Annotated in this window: 19 protein-coding genes; 11 read left to right on the top strand and 8 right to left on the bottom strand. The window is 69.2% G+C overall.

The genetic code is table 11. From position 1 onward, the window contains the following. Nucleotide 1: 1 nt before the first annotated feature. Genes RXV79_RS14435 through RXV79_RS14420 form a run of 4 tightly spaced genes read right to left on the bottom strand, consistent with a single transcriptional unit; the run spans nt 2 to nt 3,206 of the window. Entirely contained in the window at nt 2-988 is a 987-nt protein-coding gene (locus RXV79_RS14435; RefSeq protein ID WP_316698438.1) for a hydroxyacid dehydrogenase, read from the bottom strand. A gap of 8 nt (nt 989-996) precedes the next feature. Further along, the gene (locus RXV79_RS14430) at nt 997-1,794 is read right to left on the bottom strand and encodes a FadR/GntR family transcriptional regulator (RefSeq protein ID WP_316698437.1); all 798 of its coding nucleotides are present in this window, start codon (nt 1,792-1,794) and stop codon (nt 997-999) included. Next, the gene (locus tag RXV79_RS14425; RefSeq protein WP_316698435.1) at nt 1,781-2,299 is read right to left on the bottom strand and encodes a VOC family protein; all 519 of its coding nucleotides are present in this window, start codon (nt 2,297-2,299) and stop codon (nt 1,781-1,783) included. The genes RXV79_RS14430 and RXV79_RS14425 overlap by 14 nt, the downstream gene beginning before the upstream one ends. Before the next feature lie 13 nt (nt 2,300-2,312). Then, complete coding sequence (locus RXV79_RS14420) at nt 2,313-3,206, bottom strand: sugar phosphate isomerase/epimerase family protein (protein WP_316698433.1); 894 nt, start codon at nt 3,204-3,206, stop codon at nt 2,313-2,315. A gap of 218 nt (nt 3,207-3,424) precedes the next feature. On the opposite strand from RXV79_RS14420, the gene RXV79_RS14415 reads away from it, so the two are divergent. The 5 genes from RXV79_RS14415 to RXV79_RS14395 are packed head-to-tail and all read left to right on the top strand — an operon-like array spanning nt 3,425 to nt 9,212. Continuing rightward, entirely contained in the window at nt 3,425-4,480 is a 1,056-nt protein-coding gene (locus RXV79_RS14415; protein WP_316698432.1) for a sugar phosphate isomerase/epimerase family protein, read from the top strand. 11 nt (nt 4,481-4,491) lie between these two features. Further along, nucleotides 4,492-5,682, top strand: coding sequence for a Gfo/Idh/MocA family protein (locus RXV79_RS14410; RefSeq protein WP_316698431.1), 1,191 nt, complete (start codon nt 4,492-4,494; stop codon nt 5,680-5,682). Nucleotides 5,683-5,698: 16 nt separating this feature from the next. Next, the gene (locus tag RXV79_RS14405; RefSeq protein ID WP_316698430.1) at nt 5,699-7,180 is read left to right on the top strand and encodes a sugar ABC transporter ATP-binding protein; all 1,482 of its coding nucleotides are present in this window, start codon (nt 5,699-5,701) and stop codon (nt 7,178-7,180) included. Beyond that, entirely contained in the window at nt 7,161-8,210 is a 1,050-nt protein-coding gene (locus RXV79_RS14400; RefSeq protein WP_316698428.1) for an ABC transporter permease, read from the top strand. Before RXV79_RS14405 ends, RXV79_RS14400 begins: the two co-directional genes overlap by 20 nt. Nucleotides 8,211-8,249: 39 nt before the next feature. Continuing rightward, nucleotides 8,250-9,212, top strand: coding sequence for an ABC transporter substrate-binding protein (locus tag RXV79_RS14395; protein ID WP_316698425.1), 963 nt, complete (start codon nt 8,250-8,252; stop codon nt 9,210-9,212). A 64-nt stretch (nt 9,213-9,276) separates the two neighbouring features. Here the strand turns inward: RXV79_RS14395 and RXV79_RS14390 are convergent, their stop codons facing one another. Then, nucleotides 9,277-10,113, bottom strand: coding sequence for a hypothetical protein (locus RXV79_RS14390; protein WP_316698422.1), 837 nt, complete (start codon nt 10,111-10,113; stop codon nt 9,277-9,279). Beyond that, nucleotides 10,110-11,012: a DMT family transporter gene (locus RXV79_RS14385; protein WP_316698420.1), complete on the bottom strand. Its 903-nt coding sequence runs from the start codon at nt 11,010-11,012 to the stop codon at nt 10,110-10,112. Before RXV79_RS14385 ends, RXV79_RS14390 begins: the two co-directional genes overlap by 4 nt. A 124-nt stretch (nt 11,013-11,136) precedes the next feature. Here RXV79_RS14385 and RXV79_RS14380 point away from each other — a divergent pair, with 124 nt between their 5' ends. Then, complete coding sequence (locus RXV79_RS14380) at nt 11,137-12,048, top strand: LysR family transcriptional regulator (RefSeq protein WP_316698419.1); 912 nt, start codon at nt 11,137-11,139, stop codon at nt 12,046-12,048. 142 nt (nt 12,049-12,190) lie between these two features. On the opposite strand, the gene RXV79_RS14375 is transcribed toward RXV79_RS14380, so the two are convergent. After that, entirely contained in the window at nt 12,191-12,652 is a 462-nt protein-coding gene (locus tag RXV79_RS14375; protein ID WP_316698418.1) for a MarR family winged helix-turn-helix transcriptional regulator, read from the bottom strand. 48 nt (nt 12,653-12,700) lie between these two features. Here RXV79_RS14375 and RXV79_RS14370 point away from each other — a divergent pair, with 48 nt between their 5' ends. The 3 genes from RXV79_RS14370 (at nt 12,701) to RXV79_RS14360 (ending at nt 14,217) form a co-directional block, all read left to right on the top strand. After that, nucleotides 12,701-13,072: a cupin domain-containing protein gene (locus RXV79_RS14370; RefSeq protein ID WP_316698415.1), complete on the top strand. Its 372-nt coding sequence runs from the start codon at nt 12,701-12,703 to the stop codon at nt 13,070-13,072. A gap of 44 nt (nt 13,073-13,116) precedes the next feature. Then, complete coding sequence (locus RXV79_RS14365) at nt 13,117-13,677, top strand: dihydrofolate reductase family protein (protein WP_316698413.1); 561 nt, start codon at nt 13,117-13,119, stop codon at nt 13,675-13,677. Between the two features lie 108 nt (nt 13,678-13,785). Next, a complete protein-coding gene (locus tag RXV79_RS14360; protein WP_316698410.1) occupies nt 13,786-14,217 on the top strand; it encodes a hypothetical protein in 432 nt (143 codons plus the stop codon). Nucleotides 14,218-14,228: 11 nt separating this feature from the next. Here the strand turns inward: RXV79_RS14360 and RXV79_RS14355 are convergent, their stop codons facing one another. Then, the gene (locus RXV79_RS14355) at nt 14,229-15,962 is read right to left on the bottom strand and encodes a murein transglycosylase A (RefSeq protein WP_316698409.1); all 1,734 of its coding nucleotides are present in this window, start codon (nt 15,960-15,962) and stop codon (nt 14,229-14,231) included. A gap of 188 nt (nt 15,963-16,150) precedes the next feature. Here RXV79_RS14355 and tssJ point away from each other — a divergent pair, with 188 nt between their 5' ends. Both tssJ and tssK read left to right on the top strand, forming a co-directional pair. Further along, entirely contained in the window at nt 16,151-16,648 is a 498-nt protein-coding gene (gene tssJ / locus RXV79_RS14350; RefSeq protein ID WP_316698407.1) for a type VI secretion system lipoprotein TssJ, read from the top strand. 33 nt (nt 16,649-16,681) lie between these two features. Beyond that, nucleotides 16,682-18,013, top strand: a complete 1,332-nt coding sequence (tssK, locus tag RXV79_RS14345) for a type VI secretion system baseplate subunit TssK (protein ID WP_316698405.1) — start codon at nt 16,682-16,684, stop codon at nt 18,011-18,013. Nucleotides 18,014-18,022: the final 9 nt, after the last annotated feature.

The following is an 18,022-nucleotide window of genomic DNA, read 5'->3' as shown; positions in this document are numbered from 1 at the left end:
GTCAGCCCCGGCGTTGCTGGCAGCGCAGCTTGAATGCCGGCAGCGTCTGCGGGTTGCGGCAGGTCGGCGGGCAAACGCCCCGCAGCAGGTGCTCCACCGCCTCGACGGCGCCGAGGCCCATCGCCCGCATGCTGTCTTCCGACACGCCGGCGGCATGCGGGGTCACGATCACATGCGGCATCTGCCAGAACGCGTGGCCGGCAAGCAGAGGCTGGGTGTCGAAGACGTCGAGCGCGGCGCCCGCCACATGGCCGGAGCGCAACGCGGCGATCAACGCCGCTTCGTCGACGACCGGGCCTCGCGCCACGTTGACGAGCCAGCTGCCGGGGCGCATGCGCGCGAGCTGCGAGGCGCCCAGCAGGCCGCGCGTCTGATCGGTCAGCGGGCAGGCGAGCACCACCACGTCGCTTTGCGCGAGCAGGTTGTCGAGCGAGTGGGCGGCCGTCGCGTGCGTGTCGTCTCGAAGCGGCGAGCGGCTGTGTGCCAGCACGCGCATCGACAGGCCCAGGTGCGCCAGCCGCGCCACCGCCTGGCCCACGTGGCCGAAGCCCACCACACCGAGCGTGCGCCCGCGCAGCTCGACCCCGCGTTCGGCGGCGGCGCGAGCGGCCGCCCAGCCCGCATCCTTCAGCGTTGCCGATACCTGGGGCGTCTGCCGCGCCAGTGCGAGCATGCTGCGCAGCACGTGTTCCGCCACGGCGTTGGCGTTGACGCCCGGCACGTTGGCGACCAGCACGCCGCGTGCGGTGGCGGCGTCGAGCGGGATCATGTCGATCCCCGTGCCGTGGCGCACCGCGCCGATGAGCGAGGGCGCCGCCTCGAAGATGTCGTCGGGCAGTTGGGCGCGCACCACCACGACCTCACAGCCGGCGGCCGCGTGGCGCAGCGTGGCTGCCGCCGTGTCGGGCGCGACGACGACCTCGGCCGAGCGGGAGAGCCTCGCGTGCGCCTCGGGGTGGATCGCGTTCGTGAGCAGAACGCGCGGCAAGGCGGTGCTCAACGCCGCGCCGTGGCCGCTGCGGCCAGGGCTCGTTTCGGTTTCGCCGGCCGGCCACTGGCCTTGGCCGGGGCGACGGCCTCGGTGTCGTGCCCGTTGCCGCCCTGGCCCGGGCCTTCGGAGAAGAACATGCGGAAGTACGTGTCGACGCCCTTCAGGTGGCGCCGCAGGATGCGCAGGCCGGCTTCGGCGTCCTGCCGCTCGATGGCGCGGTACAGCGCCAGGTGCTGCGCGTGCGAACGTTTGCTCTGTGTGGGCGTGTCGAAGTAGATCTCGCGGCGCTGGCGCGACATGCGATAGAAGACGTTGATGAAGCGCAGCAGCACATCGTTCTTGGTGGCGGCGACGATGGCCTTGTGGAACTCGGCGTCAAGGTCGGCCAGGCTCTCGCCGCGCTCGATGATGGCTTCGCTCTCGGCCAGCAGCGCCTGCATGCGGTCGAGGTCGTCTTGCGTGCGGCGCATGCAGGCCAGGCGCAGCGCTTCGGTTTCGAGCACGCTGCGCAGCTCGACCGACTGCGCCACCTCGGCCGCCGAGAGCGGCGTGTTGGTCTCGGCGAAGAGCACCATCGCCTCGATGCTGCGCTCGGCGCCGTAGGGCTGCAGGTAGATGCCCGACTTCGGGCGGCACTCGATGATGCGCAGCGTGTCGAGGCGGATGAGCCCTTCGCGCAAGGCGCTGCGGCTCATGTTGAACTCTTCGGCCAGGTCGCGCTCCGAGGGCAGCTTGTCGCCGGGCTTGAATCCGCGCTCGCGGATCATGTGCAGCAGTCGGGCGGTCTGTTCAAGGCCTTCCATGGTCGTCCTTGGATGGGGTGGAGAACTGCCGGTAGGCCGCCGGCTCGAACCAGCGCTCGCGCGGCTTGTAGAGACGCTCGGGTGAGATCACCGGCACCGGCTCGCGCTCGGCGGCGGCGTGGAAGGTCAGCTCCAGTTGCACGCCATTGGGGTCGTAGACGAAGAGCTGCCACAGCGGCGTGCCAGGCACGAGGTTCTCGCGGTAGGGCAGGCCGAAGCGCTCGAACTGCGCGCGGAAGGCGCTGTAGCCGCCGCAGACGATCGAGAGATGGTCGATGGCGCCCGAGCCGGTGAGCACCGAACCATCGGGCTCGCGCGCAGCGTCTCCCGCGTAGAGATGGATGGTGGCCTCGGCCCCGGCCTGGGCCGGTGCCAGCCACGCGCCGGGGAAGTCGAACGGCGGTCGAGGCACCTGCACCATGCCCAGCACGTCGGTGTAGAAGCGCACGCTCGAGGCGAGGTCGGCGGTGCGCAGGCCGGTGTGGAAGAGTTTTCCGAAGAGCATGGCAGGCAGGTAATCAGCGGGGCGCGACCAGCGGGCGCAGCACGTCCATCGAGCGGGTGAAGAGCGAGGTGTAGAACTCGTCCGACAGCAGGTTGGAACCGTGGTCGATGAGGAACTGCTTCTGCTCGGGCGAGATGTCGACCGGCCTCGTCTCGGCCTGCGCGCCGTAGGGATTGGCCGGCGTGCGGTCGAGCGTGGCGACGAACTCCAGCGACAGCGCACCGGTGTAGTCGACCTCGCGCAGCGTGTCGAGGATGGCGCGGAAATCGAGGTGGCCCATGCCGAGCGCGAAGCGGTTGCTGTCGGCGAGGTGCACGTCGTAGATGCGCCCTTTGGCCTGGCGGAAGGCGGCGTGCAGGTCGGCTTCCTCGATGTTCATGTGGAAGACGTCGAGGCACACGCCGCAGTCGGGTGCCACGGCGTCGGCGAGCGCGAGGGCCTGGTCGGTGCGGTTGATGAGGTAGGTCTCGAAGCGGTTGAGCGGCTCGATGGCGATGCGCACGCCTTCGCGGCGCGCATGCTCGTGCACGGCCTTCACGCCTTCGACCACCCAGCGCCACTCGTCCTCCGCCGAGGCTTCGGGCACCACCTTGCCTACCGTGAGCGGCACGAGCGAGACGATCTCGCCGTCGAGCTCCTTGACCATCGTGACGACGCGCTTCATGTAGTCGACGGTGGCTTCGCGGCGCGCCGCGTCGCGTGCGGCGAGGTTGCGTTCGCCGAGCGTGAGCGTCACGGCGCCCCAGCAGGTGAGCCCGTGTTCCTTCAGCAGCGCGCGCACCTCTCGGGTGTCGTATTGCTCGGGCTCGCCCGCGATCTCGAGGGCGTCGATGCCGTGTGCGCGCAGGCGCTCCATGGTTCGTCGAATGGGTTCGGCGCGCATCCAGTTGTGGGCCGCAATGTGCATGGTGTCTCCTTCGGGCCAGGCGCGCATGGCTGCGCCACCTCGGCATGAAGGAGGACTTTACTGGTTCGCCCGGGCTGAAACCGAGCCGGCCCGAGCTTAGGAAGCGGCGGCTTGGGTGTCAACTGGTCAGACCAGATGTTGACTCCGCCGATCTGCGGCGCGATCATCCGACCCCGAGCGAACGAGGCACAAGGTTCGCCGACAGAAGGAGACAAGGCATGAAGACGATCAAGGGCCCCGCCATCTTCCTGGCGCAGTTCGCGGGCGACCAGGCGCCGTTCAATTCGCTCGACGCCATCGCGGCGTGGGCTTCCGGCCTCGGCTACAAGGGCGTGCAGATGCCGAGCTGGGACGGTCGCCTTTTCGATTTGCAGAAGGCCGCCGAGAGCAAGACCTATTGCCAAGAGGTGAAAGGCACGCTCGCGCGGCACGGGCTCGAGATCACGGAACTCTCGACCCACCTGCAGGGCCAGCTCGTGGCGGTGCACCCCGCCTACGACGAGGGCTTCGACGGCTTTGCCGCACCCGAGGTGCGGGGCAACCCGGCCCGGCGCCAGCAGTGGGCCGTGCAACAGATGCTCTATGCAGCCAAGGCGTCCGAGAACCTGGGGCTCACGGCGCATGCCACCTTCTCCGGCGCGCTCGCCTGGCCCTACCTGTACTCATGGCCGCCGCGGCCGGCGGGCTTGATCGAGGGCGCGTTCGACGAGCTGGCCAAGCGCTGGCGCCCGATCCTCGATGCGTTCGACGCGAGCGGCGTCGATGTCTGCTACGAGATCCACCCTGGCGAAGACCTGCACGACGGCGTGACCTACGAGATGTTTCTCGACCGCGTGAACCAGCACAAGCGCGCCTGCCTGCTCTACGACCCGAGCCACTTCGTGCTGCAGCAGCTCGACTACCTCGAGTACATCGACCTCTATCACGACCGCATCAAGATCTTTCACGTGAAGGACGCCGAGTTCAACCCGACCGGCCGCCAGGGCGTGTACGGCGGTTTCCAGTCGTGGGTCAACCGGGCCGGGCGCTTCCGCTCGCTGGGTGACGGGCAGGTCAACTTCCCGGCCATCTTCTCGAAGATGGCGGCGTATGACTTCCCCGGCTGGGCGGTGCTCGAATGGGAGTGCTGCCTCAAGCACCCGGAAGACGGCGCGCGTGAAGGCGCCACCTTCATCGCCGATCACATCATCCGCGTGGCCGACCGTGCCTTCGACGACTTCGCGGCGAGCGGCGTCGACCAGGCCAAGAACCGCAAGATCCTGGGCCTGGCCTGAGAGGACGCGCGATGACCATCGAAGCATCTCGCGCCCAGGGCGCGACGCCGCGGCGCATTCGCCTCGGCATGGTGGGAGGCGGGCAGGGCGCCTTCATCGGCGGCGTGCACCGCATGGCCGCCCGCCTCGACGACCGCTATGAGTTCGTGGCCGGTGCGCTCTCGTCGCAGCCGGATCGGGCTCGCGCGAGCGCCGCCGAGCTGCACGTGGCCCCCGACCGCAGCTACACCGACTACCGCGAGATGGCGCAGCGAGAGGCCGAGCGTGAAGACGGCATCGACGCGGTGGCCATCGTCACGCCCAACCACCTGCATGCGCCGATCGCCCGCGCTTTCCTCGACGCCGGCATCGACGTGATCTGCGACAAGCCGGTGACCACCACGCTCGCCGAGGCGATGGATCTGGTGCAGCGCGTGAAGCGCAGCGGGCGGCTCTTCGCGCTCACGCACAACTACAGCGGCTACCCGATGGTGCGGCAGGCCCGCGAGATGGTGCAGGCGGGCGAGCTGGGCGAGATCCGCCTCGTGCACGCCGAGTACCCGCAAGACTGGCTGAGCACCGGCCTCGAAGCCACGGGGCAAAAGCAGGCGGCGTGGCGCGTCGACCCGGCACAAGCTGGCGCCGGCGGCTCGCTCGGCGACATCGGCACCCATGCCGAGCACCTGGGCCGCTTCATCTCGGGCCTCACGCTGAAGGCGGTGAGCGCCGATCTGCAGAGCTTCGTGGAAGGGCGTCGGCTCGACGACAACGCCCATGTGATGCTGCGCTACACCAGCGGCGCGCGCGGCATGCTGTGGTGCAGCCAGGTGGCGCCGGGCAACGAGAACGCGCTGCGGGTGCGGGTCTACGGCAGCAAGGCCGGCCTCGACTTCTGCCAGGAGCAGCCCAACCACCTCTGGTTCACGCCGCTCGGCCAGACGCCGCGCCTCATCACCCGCGGCGGCAGCGCGGCGGGCGCCGCGGCCCAATACGCCTCGCGGATCCCCTCGGGGCACCCCGAGGGCTACCTCGAAGGCTTTGCGCAGCTTTACCGCGACGTGGCCGAGCAGATCCACGCGCGCTGGGAAGGCCGTGCGCCCGACCCGCGGGCCTGCCTGGTGCCGAGCGTCGAAGACGGTGCGCGGGGCATGAAATTCATCGAGGCCGTGGTCGAGTCGAGCCGCGCCGACGGCCGCTGGGTCGACGCGCAGCTCGCCCTGTGATGGAAGACGCCGCAGCATGAGCCTCCACGTCCGATTCGCCGAGATCACCAAGGACTTCGGCCCGGTGCGCGTGTTGCACGGGGTGAGCTTCGAGCTGCAACCCGGGCGGGTGTACGGCCTGCTGGGGGAAAACGGCGCCGGCAAGTCGACGCTGATGAAGATCCTCTCTGGGTACGAGGCGGCCAGCGGCGGCGAGCTCTTCATCGACGGCAAGCCCTGCCGCTTTGCCGGCTCGCGCGATGCCGAGAGCGCCGGTGTGGTGCTCATCCACCAGGAGTTCAACCTCGCCGACGACCTGACCATCGCACAGAACATCTTCCTCGGCCGTGAGCTGCGCCGCGGGCTCTGGCTCGACGACGCCGCGATGCGCGAAGCCTCGCGCCGGGTGCTCGAGCAAGTGGGCCTGCAGGTCGACCCGGGGCGCCGCGTGGGTGACTTGATCGTGGCCGAGAAGCAGCTGGTCGAGATCGCCAAGGCGCTCGCGCGGCAGGCGCGGCTGCTGGTGATGGACGAGCCCACCGCCACGCTCACGCCGAGCGAGACGCAGAGCCTCTTTGCGCTCATTGCGCAGCTCAAGGCGTCGGGCGTGACCATCCTCTACATCTCGCACAAGCTCGATGAAGTGGAGCGCATCACCGACGAGGTGCTGGTCATGCGCGACGGCCGCCTGGTGGCGCGCGAGCCGACCGCCGGCCTGTCGCGCCAGCGCATGGCGAACCTCATGGTCGGGCGCGAACTGTCCGACATGTTCCCCGAGCGCCGAGCGGCTCCACAAGGCGAGCCGCTGCTGCGGGTGCAGGGCCTCAGCGTGCCGGGCTGGGCGCAGGGCGTGAGCTTCGAGGTGCGCCCGGGCGAGATCCTCGGCTTCGCCGGCCTCGTGGGTGCGGGGCGCACCGAGCTCTTCGAAGGGTTGCTGGGGCTTCGTCCCGTGTCGGCGGGCGAGGTGGAGATCGAGGGCCGTGCGGTGCGCTTTCGCAACCCGCGCGAGGCCTTGCAACATGGCGTGGCCTACCTGAGCGAAGACCGCAAGGGCAAAGGGCTGCACGTCGCGTTTCCGCTCTACCAGAACCTCACGCTCATGAACCTGGCGAGCCATGCAAAGCCGCTGCTCGACAGCGCGTCGGAGCAGGCCGCGCTCAAGAAGGCCATCGCCGACTTCGGCATTCGCGGCAACCCGCAGAGCCGGGCCTCGGCGCTCTCGGGTGGCAACCAGCAGAAGCTCGCCATCGCCAAGGTGCTGCAGCCCGACCCGCGCGTGGTGGTGCTCGATGAGCCCACCCGTGGGGTGGACGTGGGTGCCAAGCGCGAGATCTATTTCCTGATCCAGAAGCTGGCGGACGAAGGGCGCGCAGTGGTCGTGATCTCGTCCGAGCTGATGGAACTCATCGGCCTGTGCCACCGCGTCGCGGTGATGCGCGCAGGCCACCTGCAGGCCACCTTGGCCGCCGACCACCTGACCGAAGAGGAACTGATCGCACATGCCACCGGCACCCACTGATTCGAGCGTGGCCGTCTCCACCCACACGGCGGCGGACGGCGCGAGCCCCGGCGCGCGCCTGCAGGCCTGGCTGCGCCGCGACGGGCGGCTGCGGAGCATGGGCCCCTTGCTGGGCCTGGTGCTGCTGTGCATCGCCGGCACGCTGCTCAACAGCGACTTCGCGAGCTTCGACAACGCGATGAACCTGCTCACGCGCACAGCCTTCATCGGCATCATTGCCGTGGGCATGTGCTTCGTCATCATCTCGGGCGGCATCGACCTGTCGGTGGGCTCGATGGCCGCGCTCATCGCCGGCTCGGTGATCCTCGCGATGAACGCCATGGCGGCCACCGTGGGCTCGCCGCTGCTGGTGGTGGTGCTCGGCATGGTCTTCGCGGTGCTGCTGGGGGCCGTGTTCGGCCTCGCGCACGGGCTGCTCATCACCAAGGGCCGCATCGAGCCCTTCATCGTGACGCTCGGCACGCTCGGCATCTTCCGCGCCTACCTCACCTACTTCGCCAACGGCGGGGCGATCACGCTCGACAACGCGCTGTCCGACGTCTACAGCCCGGTGTACTACGCGAGCCTCCTGGGTGTGCCGATCCCGGTCTGGGTGTTCCTCGTGGCCGCGGTGGCCGGAGGGCTCATCCTGAACCGCACGGCCTATGGGCGCTACGTGCAGGCGATCGGCTCCAACGAGCAGGTCGCGCGCTATGCGGCGGTCGACGTCGACCGCATCAAGGTCATCACCTACGTGCTGCTCGGCGTGTGCGTGGGCATCGCCACCTTGCTGTATGTGCCACGCCTCGGCTCGGCCTCGCCGACCACCGGCCTCTTGTGGGAGCTCGAAGCCATTGCCGCGGTGATCGTCGGCGGCACGGCGCTCAAGGGCGGCGCGGGCAGCATCACCGGCACGGTGATCGGCGCAGTGCTGCTCTCGGTCATCAGCAACATCCTCAACCTCACCAGCATCATCAGCGTGTACCTCAACGCGGCGGTGCAGGGCTTCGTGATCATCGTCGTGGCGTTCATGCAGCGCGCGCGACGCTGACGTTTTTCCACCCACAGACCTCAAGACGAGGAGACAAGCATGAACAACAGAAGATTCGCCATCCGCACCGCCATCGCTCTCGCCGCCCTCGTGGCCGGCGCTGCCGCGATGGCGCAGAACAAGGTCACGATGGGCGTGTCGATCCCGGCCGCGACGCACGGCTGGACCGGCGGCGTCGTGTATTGGGCCAACCGCACCAAGGCCGAGCTGGAGAAGCAGTACCCCGGCATGACGGTGATCGTGAAGACGGCCGGCTCGGCCACCGAGCAGGCCAACCAGGTGCAGGACCTCCACACCGCCAACAAGATCGACACGCTGGTGATCCTGCCCTTCGAATCGGCACCGCTGACCAAGCCGGTGGCGCAGGTGAAGAGCAAGGGCGTCTTCGTGACCGTGGTCGACCGCGGCCTCACCGACGCCAGCGCGCAAAGCGCTTATGTGGCCGGCGACAACCCGGGCTTCGGCAAGGTGGCGGCCGAGTACATGGGCAAGGCGCTCGGCGGCAAGGGCAACGTGGTGGTGCTGCGCGGCATTCCGACCGTCATCGACAACCAGCGCGTCGACGCCTTCAACGCGGTGCTCAAGGCCTCGTACCCCGACATCAAGGTGCTCGATGCCAAGCACGGCAACTGGAACCGCGACGATGCCTTCAAGGTGATGCAGGACTACCTGACGCGCTTCAAGCAGATCGACGCGGTGTGGGCGTCCGACGACGACATGGCCGTAGGCGTGCAGAAGGCCATCGAGCAGGCCAAGCGAACCGACATCAAGCTGGTGCTGGGCGGAGCCGGCTCCAAGGAGTACATCAAGAAGGTGATGGATGGCGACAAGATCGTCTCCGCCAACGTGACCTACTCGCCGAGCATGATTGCCGACGCCATGAAGCTCACGGCGGAAGCGCGCGCCAAGGGCACCACCATGCCGGCCACCACGATCATCCCGTCGGTGCTGATCACGAAGGACAACGCGGCCAAGTACTACGAGCCCGCCTCTCCGTTCTGAGCGTTCCGTTTGGGGGAACCCTGTTCGGGGCGCCGAGGTCGGGCGCCCCTTTTTTCATTCGGCCTCAATGCGGCTTGGTCGTTGCGCGGGGCGCCGACAGCAGCCGCGGGCGCTCCGAGGTGAAGTCGATCCAGGGGTTGTCGCCGAGGGTCGCGGCGCCGTCGACGCTCGGGTCGTCGTAGCGCATCACGAAGGATGCGGGCCCATGCGCGTAGGCCACCACGAGTCCGTCCGGGGCGTCGAAGAAGCCGCCGTGCGGCACGAGGCCCGGGTAGCTGATGCGCCAGGCGACGCCTCGATCGCCGACGCGACCGAAGCGCAGCTTGCCCACCACGTCATTCGGAAACACGAAGAACCATGTGTAGGGCCCGCCGGAGACGATGGTCATCACCTCGTCGATGCCGACACCGGCTTCGGAACTGTTGACGTGCAAGCGCCCGAACTTGCGCTGGATGAACGCCGTGGTCGGCTGGTCGAGCGCCTTCATGTCGTAGACCTTCGGATAGGGCGCGACGCCGGGTTCGGAGGTCTGCAGATGACCGCCACGGGGCATTTCCGGGGCACGGCCGGCACGCGAGATCTCTTGCACCAGTTCCTTGCGCCCGAGCGCAAAGTGCCCGAGCAGTGCCGACGCCTGCTCTGTGTTGAGGGCGCGGGTGCGCGAGGCTTGCAGCAGCGGCTTCGCGGCGGCCGGGATCGCCACTTCGCTCACGCGCACGCCGACAGTCCGCAGCCGCGCATTGACGGCGTCGAGGCCGACGGATGCGGGCGTGCCGTCGCTGTAGTGGAGTGCGATGTAGCCGTCGGCATCGGGTACCGGTGCGGCTAATGCTGCGGCGGTGAGGCTGGCCGACAGCACGGCGAGGCTGGCGAGACGGTGGAGGAAGTTCGTGTGTTTCATGATCGACGATCCGAGGGTTGCAGGGCGTGGGGGGTTGAAGGGCTTGGCTGCGCGCGGTTGACCAGAGACAGCCCGCCGAGCACCGCCGCAATGGCCAGCCAGGCCGTGACGGGATAGCGTTCGCCGAACACGGCCGCGCCGAGCAGCAGCGACGCCGCGGTGATCACGTATCCGAGCTGGGCGACGATCACGGGGCCGCCGCGGCGCTGCAGTTCGAAGGCGCCGAGGTAGAAGATCGTTGTCAGCAGCCCACCGCCCAGCAGCATCACGTCGGCCGGTGCGCCGACGGGAAGCGGCCACTGGAAGTGCCCCAGCGCGATCGCCAGCGGCACGACCACGAGCGCCTGCACGGCGAGCATCAGGCTCGCCGCGCCGAGCGGGGCAAGCCCCACCGGCCACGCCAGCGAACGGAACAGGTTGCCTGCGGCCAGGAGCAGGGGGCTCGCCACGGCCGCGAGCGCCCACGGCCACGACCCATCGCCAGGCAGGCTGCCCGCGGGGAGCAGCAGGCCAAGCACGCCGGCCAGGCCGAGCACGATGCCCGCGGCGCGCAGCGTGCGCAGCGCTTCGATGCGCAGCGCCAGTGCCAGTGCGTAGGTGAACATCGGCGCCAGCGCGCCGATCACGCCGATGAACCCCGCCGGCACGCGGGCCAGGGCGCAGAAGGTCACCAGGCTCGGGCCGGTCATGCCCAGCATGCCGGCGATGGCGGCATAGCGGAGGTTCGCGCGGGTCAAAGCCGCCCGCTCGCCGCGCCAGCTGGCCACGGCGGTGAGGGCGGTGGTGGCGAAGAGAAGCTGCCAGGCCAGCACCCCGAGCGCAGAAGCGGTGCCGGCCTTGGCCAAGGCGTAGATGCCGGCCATCAACGAGCCGTTGAGCAGCAGCAAGAGCGTCGTCATGGTTTGCTCCATCGTGAAGTCGACCGATGCGTGGCATCGAGAGCTTCATGATGGTGGTCGGCCGTTGCGAATGAAAACGGATAAATTCGCCCAACTCCATCGAAGCCATCGAACGACCACCCGCATGCTCCGCCTCACCCTCGACGCACTTCAGGTGGTCGACGCCATCGAGCGGCGCGGCAGTTTTGCAGCGGCTGCCGATGAGCTGCACCGGACCACGTCGACGCTGTCGTACACCGTGAAGAAGCTGGAGGACGACCTGGGCGTCCAGCTCTTCGACCGCAGCGGCCACCGCGCCAAGCTCACCGACGCGGGGCGCTTGCTGCTCGACGAAGGCCGCGGCGTGCTCGATGCGGCGCGCGCGATGGAACGGCGCGTGCGCAGCCTCGGCGACGGCTGGGAGGCAGAGCTGGAGATCGCGGTCAACGATCTGGTGCCCTTGGAGACGGTGCTCGCCGCGGTGGCCGACTTCTATCGCGCCGGCCACCCGACGCGCATTCGCATGCGCACCGAGGTGCTGGGCGGCGTGTGGGAGTCGCTCGTCTCGCGGCGTGCCGACGTGGCCGTGACCGAGCTCGAATCGCGCGGCGCCCCCGACATCACGCATCGCCCGATCGGCTCGCTGCCGTTCGTGTTCGCCGTGGCGCCAGATCATCCCCTGGCACGCGAGAAGCAGCCGATCAAGGTCGCGACGATCCGCCGCCACCGCGTGGTCGTCGTGGCCGACTCCGCCCGCGGCGGCGCGCCGCGTTCCACGGGCATCGCCGAGGCTGCCGACGTGCTCACCGTGTCGAGCCTGCATGCCAAGCTTGCCGCGCAGGTGGCGGGCCTGGGAGTCGGCTTCCTGCCCGAGCCCATCGCCGCCATGCCGATCGCACAGGGGCAGCTCGTGCCGCTGCAGGTGGCCGCGCCCAAGCCCCGCCTTCAGCTCAGCGTGGCCTGGCGTGGCTCGGAAGGCGGGCCGGCGCTGTCATGGTTCGTCGAGCGGCTGCAAAGCATCGATCTCACGGCGCCGGGCAGCCTGGCCCCGCCGTGAACCGTCAAGGGCGTGTCTGCGCCGCGAGAAGATGCAGATGGTCGAGCCTGGACGAGGGTGGTGCCGATGCTGCCGTCAGGGACGTACCGGACCGTACTGCCAAGCACGCAAGCGCTGACGAGGACGTATTCCATGGCGAACGCTAGACGGGACGCGGCATCCGACCGCCGCGTTCGCCCTGCGAGGCGGCCATGGCCTCCAGCACCTTGCGCGTTGCTGCCACTTCGCGTGCGCCGAGTCGCTCTGCCACGGCCTGCTCGTACCTGGCGTGGAAAGCCCGCGCCCGGCTCAACGCAGCACGACCACGCGCGGTCAAGGCGAGCCGCTTGACGCGTCGGTCGTCGGCATCGGTGCTGCGCGACACATAGCCCTTGGCCACCATGTCGTCGACCACCTTCAGCGCCCCAGGCGAACTCATGCCGAGCTGCGCCGCCAGCTCGCTCAGGTTGCATGGCACCTCGGCCAGCAGCCGGAAGACGTAGCCGAACGAGGTGCCGATGTCGTCGAACCCCGCCGCAGCGAGGTCGGCATCGAGCGCCTCCCTGAAGGCCGCGAAGGCGACGTTCAGCAGCACACCAAAGTCCAGCGGTTCAGGGCTTGACATCGTTATCCTCGGTTAATAAACTAAGGTTAAGTATATCGAGGAATCCACATGCTGCTGCTCCGCTCCGAAGCCCCCACCTTCAGCCTTCCTGGCATCCGCTTCACGACCTTGTCGTCGCCGACTCGAGGTTCCCGCGAAAACGCCGTCTGGGAAGTCACCGTCGAGCCCGGCGTCGCGGGCTCGCCCCACCGCCTCACGCGCGAGGAGACCTTCGTCGCGCTCGAGGGGTGTGCCTTCGCCGAGGTCGACGGTCAACACCACGAGCTTGCTGCCGGCAGCGCGCTCGTCGTCGCCGCCGGTCAGACCTTGGCCTTGTCGAACACGGGCACGCTGCCGTTCCGGGCCCTGGCCGTGTTCCCCGTCGGCGGGCAGGCGGTGATCGAGGACCGGCCTGCATTCACGCCGCCCTGGGCCGCGTGAACCGGCGACACTCCAGCGGCCCACCCGACTCGGAGAAGACTTGCATGGGACGCCTGACCTTCAGCCTCAACCTCACGCTCGACGGCTGCGTCGACCACGAGGAGGGCATCGCCGACGACGAGACGCATGCCTTCTTCACCCGCCTCATGGACGAGGCAGGGGCGATGCTGTGGGGCCGCACCACCTACGAGATGATGGAGAGCTACTGGCCGGCGGTCGCCCGGGGCGATGTGCAAGCGCCGCCAGCGGTGCGCGAATGGGCAGTCAAGCTGGAGACCAAGCCGAAGTACGTGGCGTCGACGACGCGAACGGCCTTCCCTTGGACCAACAGCCACCACATCGAGGGCGACCTGCGCTCGGGTGTGCAAAGGCTCAAGGACGCGACCGCGGCCGGCGTGCTGCTGGGCAGCGGCAAGCTCGCGACCGAGCTGGACCGGCTGGGCCTGATCGATGAGTACCAGTTCCTCGTTCACCCCAGGATCGCCGGCCACGGCCCGACGCTGTATGAAGGTGGGCTGCCCGGCACTCGGCGGCTCGAGCTGCTCTCGGCGACGCCGCTCGGCAACGGTGCGGTCGCCATGCACTACCGGCGCTCAAGCGGCTGAACCGCCCACGCGATCGAGCGCGAGCCCCATACTCGGGCCTCTTGCGGCCAGGGGACGACGGCGCACACTCCCGCCCGCGGCGTTCTCCTCAGCGCTCACCCCAAGACCATGTCCAACCTCGGCTCCCAAGCCCTCATCGCCGGCGCCGCGCTCAGCGCCGCAGCCGCGCTCGCCCACCTCGCCTGCATCGTTCTCGGTGCTCCGGCCTATCGCGTCATGGGCGCTGGCGAGCGCATCGCCCGGGCGGTGGAGGCGAGGAAGCTGCAGCCCGCACTCGTCACGCTGACGATCGCCGTCATGCTCTTCGGCTGGTCGGCCTACGCGTTGTCGGGGGCGGGCGTCATCGGCGCGCTTCCCCTGACGAAGCTCGCGTTGGTGCTCATCTCGGGCATCTACCTCGGCCGGGCCCTGGCGTTTCCCCTGCTCAAGCCCATGTTCGCCGGCAACTCGGATACCTTCTGGTGGGTGTCGTCCGCCCTGTGCGGAGCCATGGGGGCGCTGCATGCCTTCGGCACGCTTGCGCAGTGGCATGTGCTGTGAGGCGCGCGCCCTCAATCCACCTCGGCGCAGAACTCGCCGTCGGGCACCAGGCACGAGTTGTCGCTGAGGGCAGGGCCGGCTGACACGCCGCGTGTCACGAGCTTGCTGGTGGCGAGACGGTTGGCCTCGGCGGTGGGCAACATCACCCACATCTGCCCGCGGTGCTTGGTGGAGCGGGCCATCTGGCCGGCCTCACTGCCGAATCCCCAGAAGTAGTCGGCCCGCACTGCACCGCGTATGGCGCCGCCGGTGTCTTGCGCGAACACCAGGCGCTGCATTGAGATGGCCGAGCCCTTGGGGGCCGGCGCACTCAGGTAGACGGGGTAGCCGAGCGGGGTGACGCGGGGGTCGACGGCGACCGAGCGGCCTGGCGTGAGCGGCACGCCGAGCGCGCCTTGCGGGCCTTCGCTCGCGGGCCGGTCGGCCACGCTCTTGAAGAAGACGAAGCTCGGGTCGGCCGACAGGCGGCCGGCCACGGAGCCTTGGGCGGGATTGGCGGGTTTGGCCGGCATCGCGGCCGGGGCAGGGCGCTTCGCGGGGGCGCTGGGCGACTTGCGCGCACCCTTCAGCAGTTCGTCGACGAGCGGGTCGTCTTTGGCGGCGCTGTTGCCAGCAGTCGTCGTGCTGCCACCCTGGGCGGGTTTGCTCACCGACATGCCGCGGGTCAGCACGGGCGCGTCGTCGGCTGATACTTCGGCGGTGTCGCCCTCGATCACGAAGCTGTCGGGCTGCTCGGGGCCCTCAGTGCCGCCGATGCCGCGGGTGGCGATGCGCATTTTTTGCTTTGGCACCACGCGCAGCGGCTTGAACGGGTGGCCGTTCTGCTCGGCGTATTGCAGCCGCATGATCTGCCCATCGGGCATGCGCACACGGCCGGAGCCCTGCACCTGCATCGCGTAGAGCGCGAGCGGGTCATTCACCCACACCACCACCGGCGCGTCGATGCCCTGCGGCAGGCCGAGCGCTTCGAGTTCGGCGCGGGTGTAGTAGGGCTCGACGCGTGCGTCGGCGGCACCGGCCTTGCCGACCAAGCGCACGCGCAGGCGGCGGTCGCGGTCGTCGAGCTCGAAGCGGCGCAGGTCCATCGCATAAGTGGCGGCGTCGCCCGGCTGGGCGGGGAAGAGCAGGTTGCCGTCCGCCCTCACGCGCACGACCGAGCGGCGCTGCGCCTTGGGCACGCGTGACCAGTCCATCGTGTAGAGGTCGCGCGGCACGCCCAGCACCGGCGTGCTGAACTCGCCATCGCGTTGCATCTGGCCTTCGAGCAGGGGCTCGAAATAGCCGGTCACGTCGCCATCGCCACGCGCATCGGTGTGCAGGATGCGCAACAGCGTGAAGCGGCTCTCGAAGAAGCTGCGCATCGCGCGGGTGGTGGGGGGCACGGTCCTGGCCGAGGTGCAGATCTCGCGCCAGTCGTCGCGCTTTTGCAGCACGTCGCAGGAGTTGCGGAACGCGCTCCAGCTGGCGCGCATGTCGTCGTCCTGCCAGCCGGGCAGCTCTTCGTAGCTGGCGAGCTTGAACATCGCATTGCGCGTGCGCACCTCGCTCGGGCCCTTGGGGCCGGCCTTGGCCGCGCCGGTGGGCGGGCGCGCAGGCGGCGTGTTCGTCAGGGCGGGCGAGGGCGAGGCCACGGGCTGCGGGGCGGTGGGGGCGGGCGGTGGCTTGCTGGACGAGCAGCCGACAAGGCCGGCCACGACGGCGAGCGTCAGGCCCAGGGCGGCGGCACAGGTCAGCGAGCGATTCATGGTGAGAAGCCTAGGCCTTGCGTGGCGGCGGTCCAACTGACCTTCGTCAACCGGGCCCTGGCGCCAGGCCGGATGACCTTCGTCACGCGGTGCGCCCGGGCGCTGCCGGTATTCTGCGGTCGACTCTCGGGGGAGCCACGCGCGCCCCTGTCTTTCCGACGAACGATCGACGAACTCGAAGCTCGCACATGACCCACCTGTCTCTTCTCCAAGACCGCCGCCGCTGGCTGCTTTCGGCCACCGGTGCCGCGGCCGCGGTGGCCTTGCCCGGCTGCGGGATGTTCAGCAGCGGCCCGGCCACGCTGAGCACGACGGTGGTGGCGTCGGCCCAGGTCAACCCCGATGCGCGGCGCCGCCCGTCACCGGTGGTGGTGCGGGTCTTCGAGCTGAAGGCGCCCACGCTTTTCGAGCAGGCCGATTTCGTGTCGCTGTTCGAGAAAGACCAGGCGGTGCTGGCCGCCGAGTTCGTGAGCCGCGAAGAATTCGTGCTGCGCCCGGGCGACACCAAGCCCATCAACAAGCCGCTCTCGCCCGACACCAAGTTCATCGGCGTGATGGCCGCCTTCCGCGAGCTGGAGCGTGCGCGCTGGCGTGCCGTGGTGCCGGTGGTGGCCGGCAAGAAGAACGTGCTCGAGATCGGCCTCGACGGCATCGTCATCCAGGCCAAGCGCACGTCACCGAAGTAAGCAAGACATCCTCATCTTCAGAAGACACAACCCATGAGCTGGCGCGCCAAAGTCGTGTGGTCCTCGGGCATGTTCCTGCAGCCCCATCATTTCCAGCAGGAAACCCGCTACCTCGAACGGCTGGTCGACGCGCGTGCGCGCTGCGTCTCGCCGTTCGCGTGGGGCTTTGCCGACCTGGAGATCGACGAAGGCCTGCTCGCGCTCGGCAAGGTGGGCCTCACCCGGGCGAGCGGCATGCTGCCCGACGGCACGCCCTTCGCCATGCCGCAGCTTGACCCACTGCCCGCGCCGCTCGAAATCCCGCCCGATGTGAAGGGCGAGTTGATCTACCTCGCGCTGCCGCTGCAACGCGAGGGCTTGAACGAGGTGGATTTCGGCACGGGCGATGGCGAACTGGCCCGCTTCACCGCCATCGAAGAAGAGGTGCGCGACAACACCGACGCGTCCGACGAACCCACGACCATCCAGACCGGCCGGCTGCGCCTGCGCCTCGTGCGCGCCAAGGAGGCAGGCGAAGCCTACGCGCTGCTCGGGGTGGCCTTCGTGGCCGAGCGCCGCAGCGATGGGCAAGTCACGCTGGAGCGCAACTACATCGCGCCGCAGGTGGCCATCGATGCCACCGCGCAGCTCTCGGCCACCGCTTCGCTGCTGCACGGGTTGATCCTCCAACGTGCGCAGCAGCTCGCCGGCCGCATGGGCCAGCTCAGCCACGGCGTCTCGGAAATGGCCGATTTCCTGATGCTGCAGACGCTCAACCGCAATGAGCCCATCTTCAGCCAGCACGCGGCCACGCCGGTCGCGCACCCGCGCGAGCTGCATGGCGACTGCCTGCGCCTGGCCGGCGACCTGGCCACCCTCTCCAGCAGCGCCCGGCGCCCGCCCGAATTCCCGCCGTACCGGCACGACGACCTCGCACGCACCTTCACGCCGGTGTTCGACGCGCTGCGCGGCATGCTCACCGCAGTGCTGGAGCAGAACGCGCTGCAGATCGACCTCGTCGACCGCAAGCATGGCGTGCGCACCGCGGTGGTCAACGACCTGGAGCTGGCCCGCGGCGCGACCTTCGTGCTCGCCGTCAACGCGCAACTGCCCGGCGAGCAGCTGCGCCAGCGCTTCCCGGCACAGACCAAGATCGGCCCGCCCGAGAAGATCCGCGACCTCGTGAACCTGCAGCTGCCCGGCATCGGCCTGCGTGCGCTGCCGGTGGCCCCGCGCCAGCTGCCCTTCCACGCGGGCTACTTCTACTTCGAACTCGACCGCGGTGGCGAGCTGTGGAAGCCGATCGAGCAGAACGGCAGCTTCGCGATGCACACCGCGGGTGACTTCCCCGGGCTCGAACTGGAGCTGTGGGCCATCCGCAAGTAGTGCTGCTCT

The organism is Piscinibacter gummiphilus, from assembly GCF_032681285.1.
GTDB classification, from domain to species: domain Bacteria; phylum Pseudomonadota; class Gammaproteobacteria; order Burkholderiales; family Burkholderiaceae_C; genus Rhizobacter; species Rhizobacter gummiphilus_A.
The sequence above is the reverse complement of the archived record's forward strand: the minus strand, read 5'-3'. Positions and strand labels throughout refer to the sequence as shown.

Bases quoted from the DNA above. Each gene is read 5' to 3' on its own strand.
- RXV79_RS14430 (WP_316698437.1), bottom strand. From the start codon at position 1,794: ATGGAAGGCCTTGAACAGACCGCCCGACTGCTGCACATGATCCGCGAG.
- RXV79_RS14425 (WP_316698435.1), bottom strand. From the start codon at position 2,299: ATGCTCTTCGGAAAACTCTTCCACACCGGCCTGCGCACCGCCGACCTC.
- RXV79_RS14420 (WP_316698433.1), bottom strand. From the start codon at position 3,206: ATGCACATTGCGGCCCACAACTGGATGCGCGCCGAACCCATTCGACGA.
- RXV79_RS14415 (WP_316698432.1), top strand. From the start codon at position 3,425: ATGAAGACGATCAAGGGCCCCGCCATCTTCCTGGCGCAGTTCGCGGGC.
- RXV79_RS14410 (WP_316698431.1), top strand. From the start codon at position 4,492: ATGACCATCGAAGCATCTCGCGCCCAGGGCGCGACGCCGCGGCGCATT.
- RXV79_RS14405 (WP_316698430.1), top strand. From the start codon at position 5,699: ATGAGCCTCCACGTCCGATTCGCCGAGATCACCAAGGACTTCGGCCCG.
- RXV79_RS14400 (WP_316698428.1), top strand. From the start codon at position 7,161: ATGCCACCGGCACCCACTGATTCGAGCGTGGCCGTCTCCACCCACACG.
- RXV79_RS14395 (WP_316698425.1), top strand. From the start codon at position 8,250: ATGAACAACAGAAGATTCGCCATCCGCACCGCCATCGCTCTCGCCGCC.
- RXV79_RS14390 (WP_316698422.1), bottom strand. From the start codon at position 10,113: ATGAAACACACGAACTTCCTCCACCGTCTCGCCAGCCTCGCCGTGCTG.
- RXV79_RS14385 (WP_316698420.1), bottom strand. From the start codon at position 11,012: ATGACGACGCTCTTGCTGCTGCTCAACGGCTCGTTGATGGCCGGCATC.
- RXV79_RS14380 (WP_316698419.1), top strand. From the start codon at position 11,137: ATGCTCCGCCTCACCCTCGACGCACTTCAGGTGGTCGACGCCATCGAG.
- RXV79_RS14375 (WP_316698418.1), bottom strand. From the start codon at position 12,652: ATGTCAAGCCCTGAACCGCTGGACTTTGGTGTGCTGCTGAACGTCGCC.
- RXV79_RS14370 (WP_316698415.1), top strand. From the start codon at position 12,701: ATGCTGCTGCTCCGCTCCGAAGCCCCCACCTTCAGCCTTCCTGGCATC.
- RXV79_RS14365 (WP_316698413.1), top strand. From the start codon at position 13,117: ATGGGACGCCTGACCTTCAGCCTCAACCTCACGCTCGACGGCTGCGTC.
- RXV79_RS14360 (WP_316698410.1), top strand. From the start codon at position 13,786: ATGTCCAACCTCGGCTCCCAAGCCCTCATCGCCGGCGCCGCGCTCAGC.
- RXV79_RS14355 (WP_316698409.1), bottom strand. From the start codon at position 15,962: ATGAATCGCTCGCTGACCTGTGCCGCCGCCCTGGGCCTGACGCTCGCC.
- tssJ (WP_316698407.1), top strand. From the start codon at position 16,151: ATGACCCACCTGTCTCTTCTCCAAGACCGCCGCCGCTGGCTGCTTTCG.
- tssK (WP_316698405.1), top strand. From the start codon at position 16,682: ATGAGCTGGCGCGCCAAAGTCGTGTGGTCCTCGGGCATGTTCCTGCAG.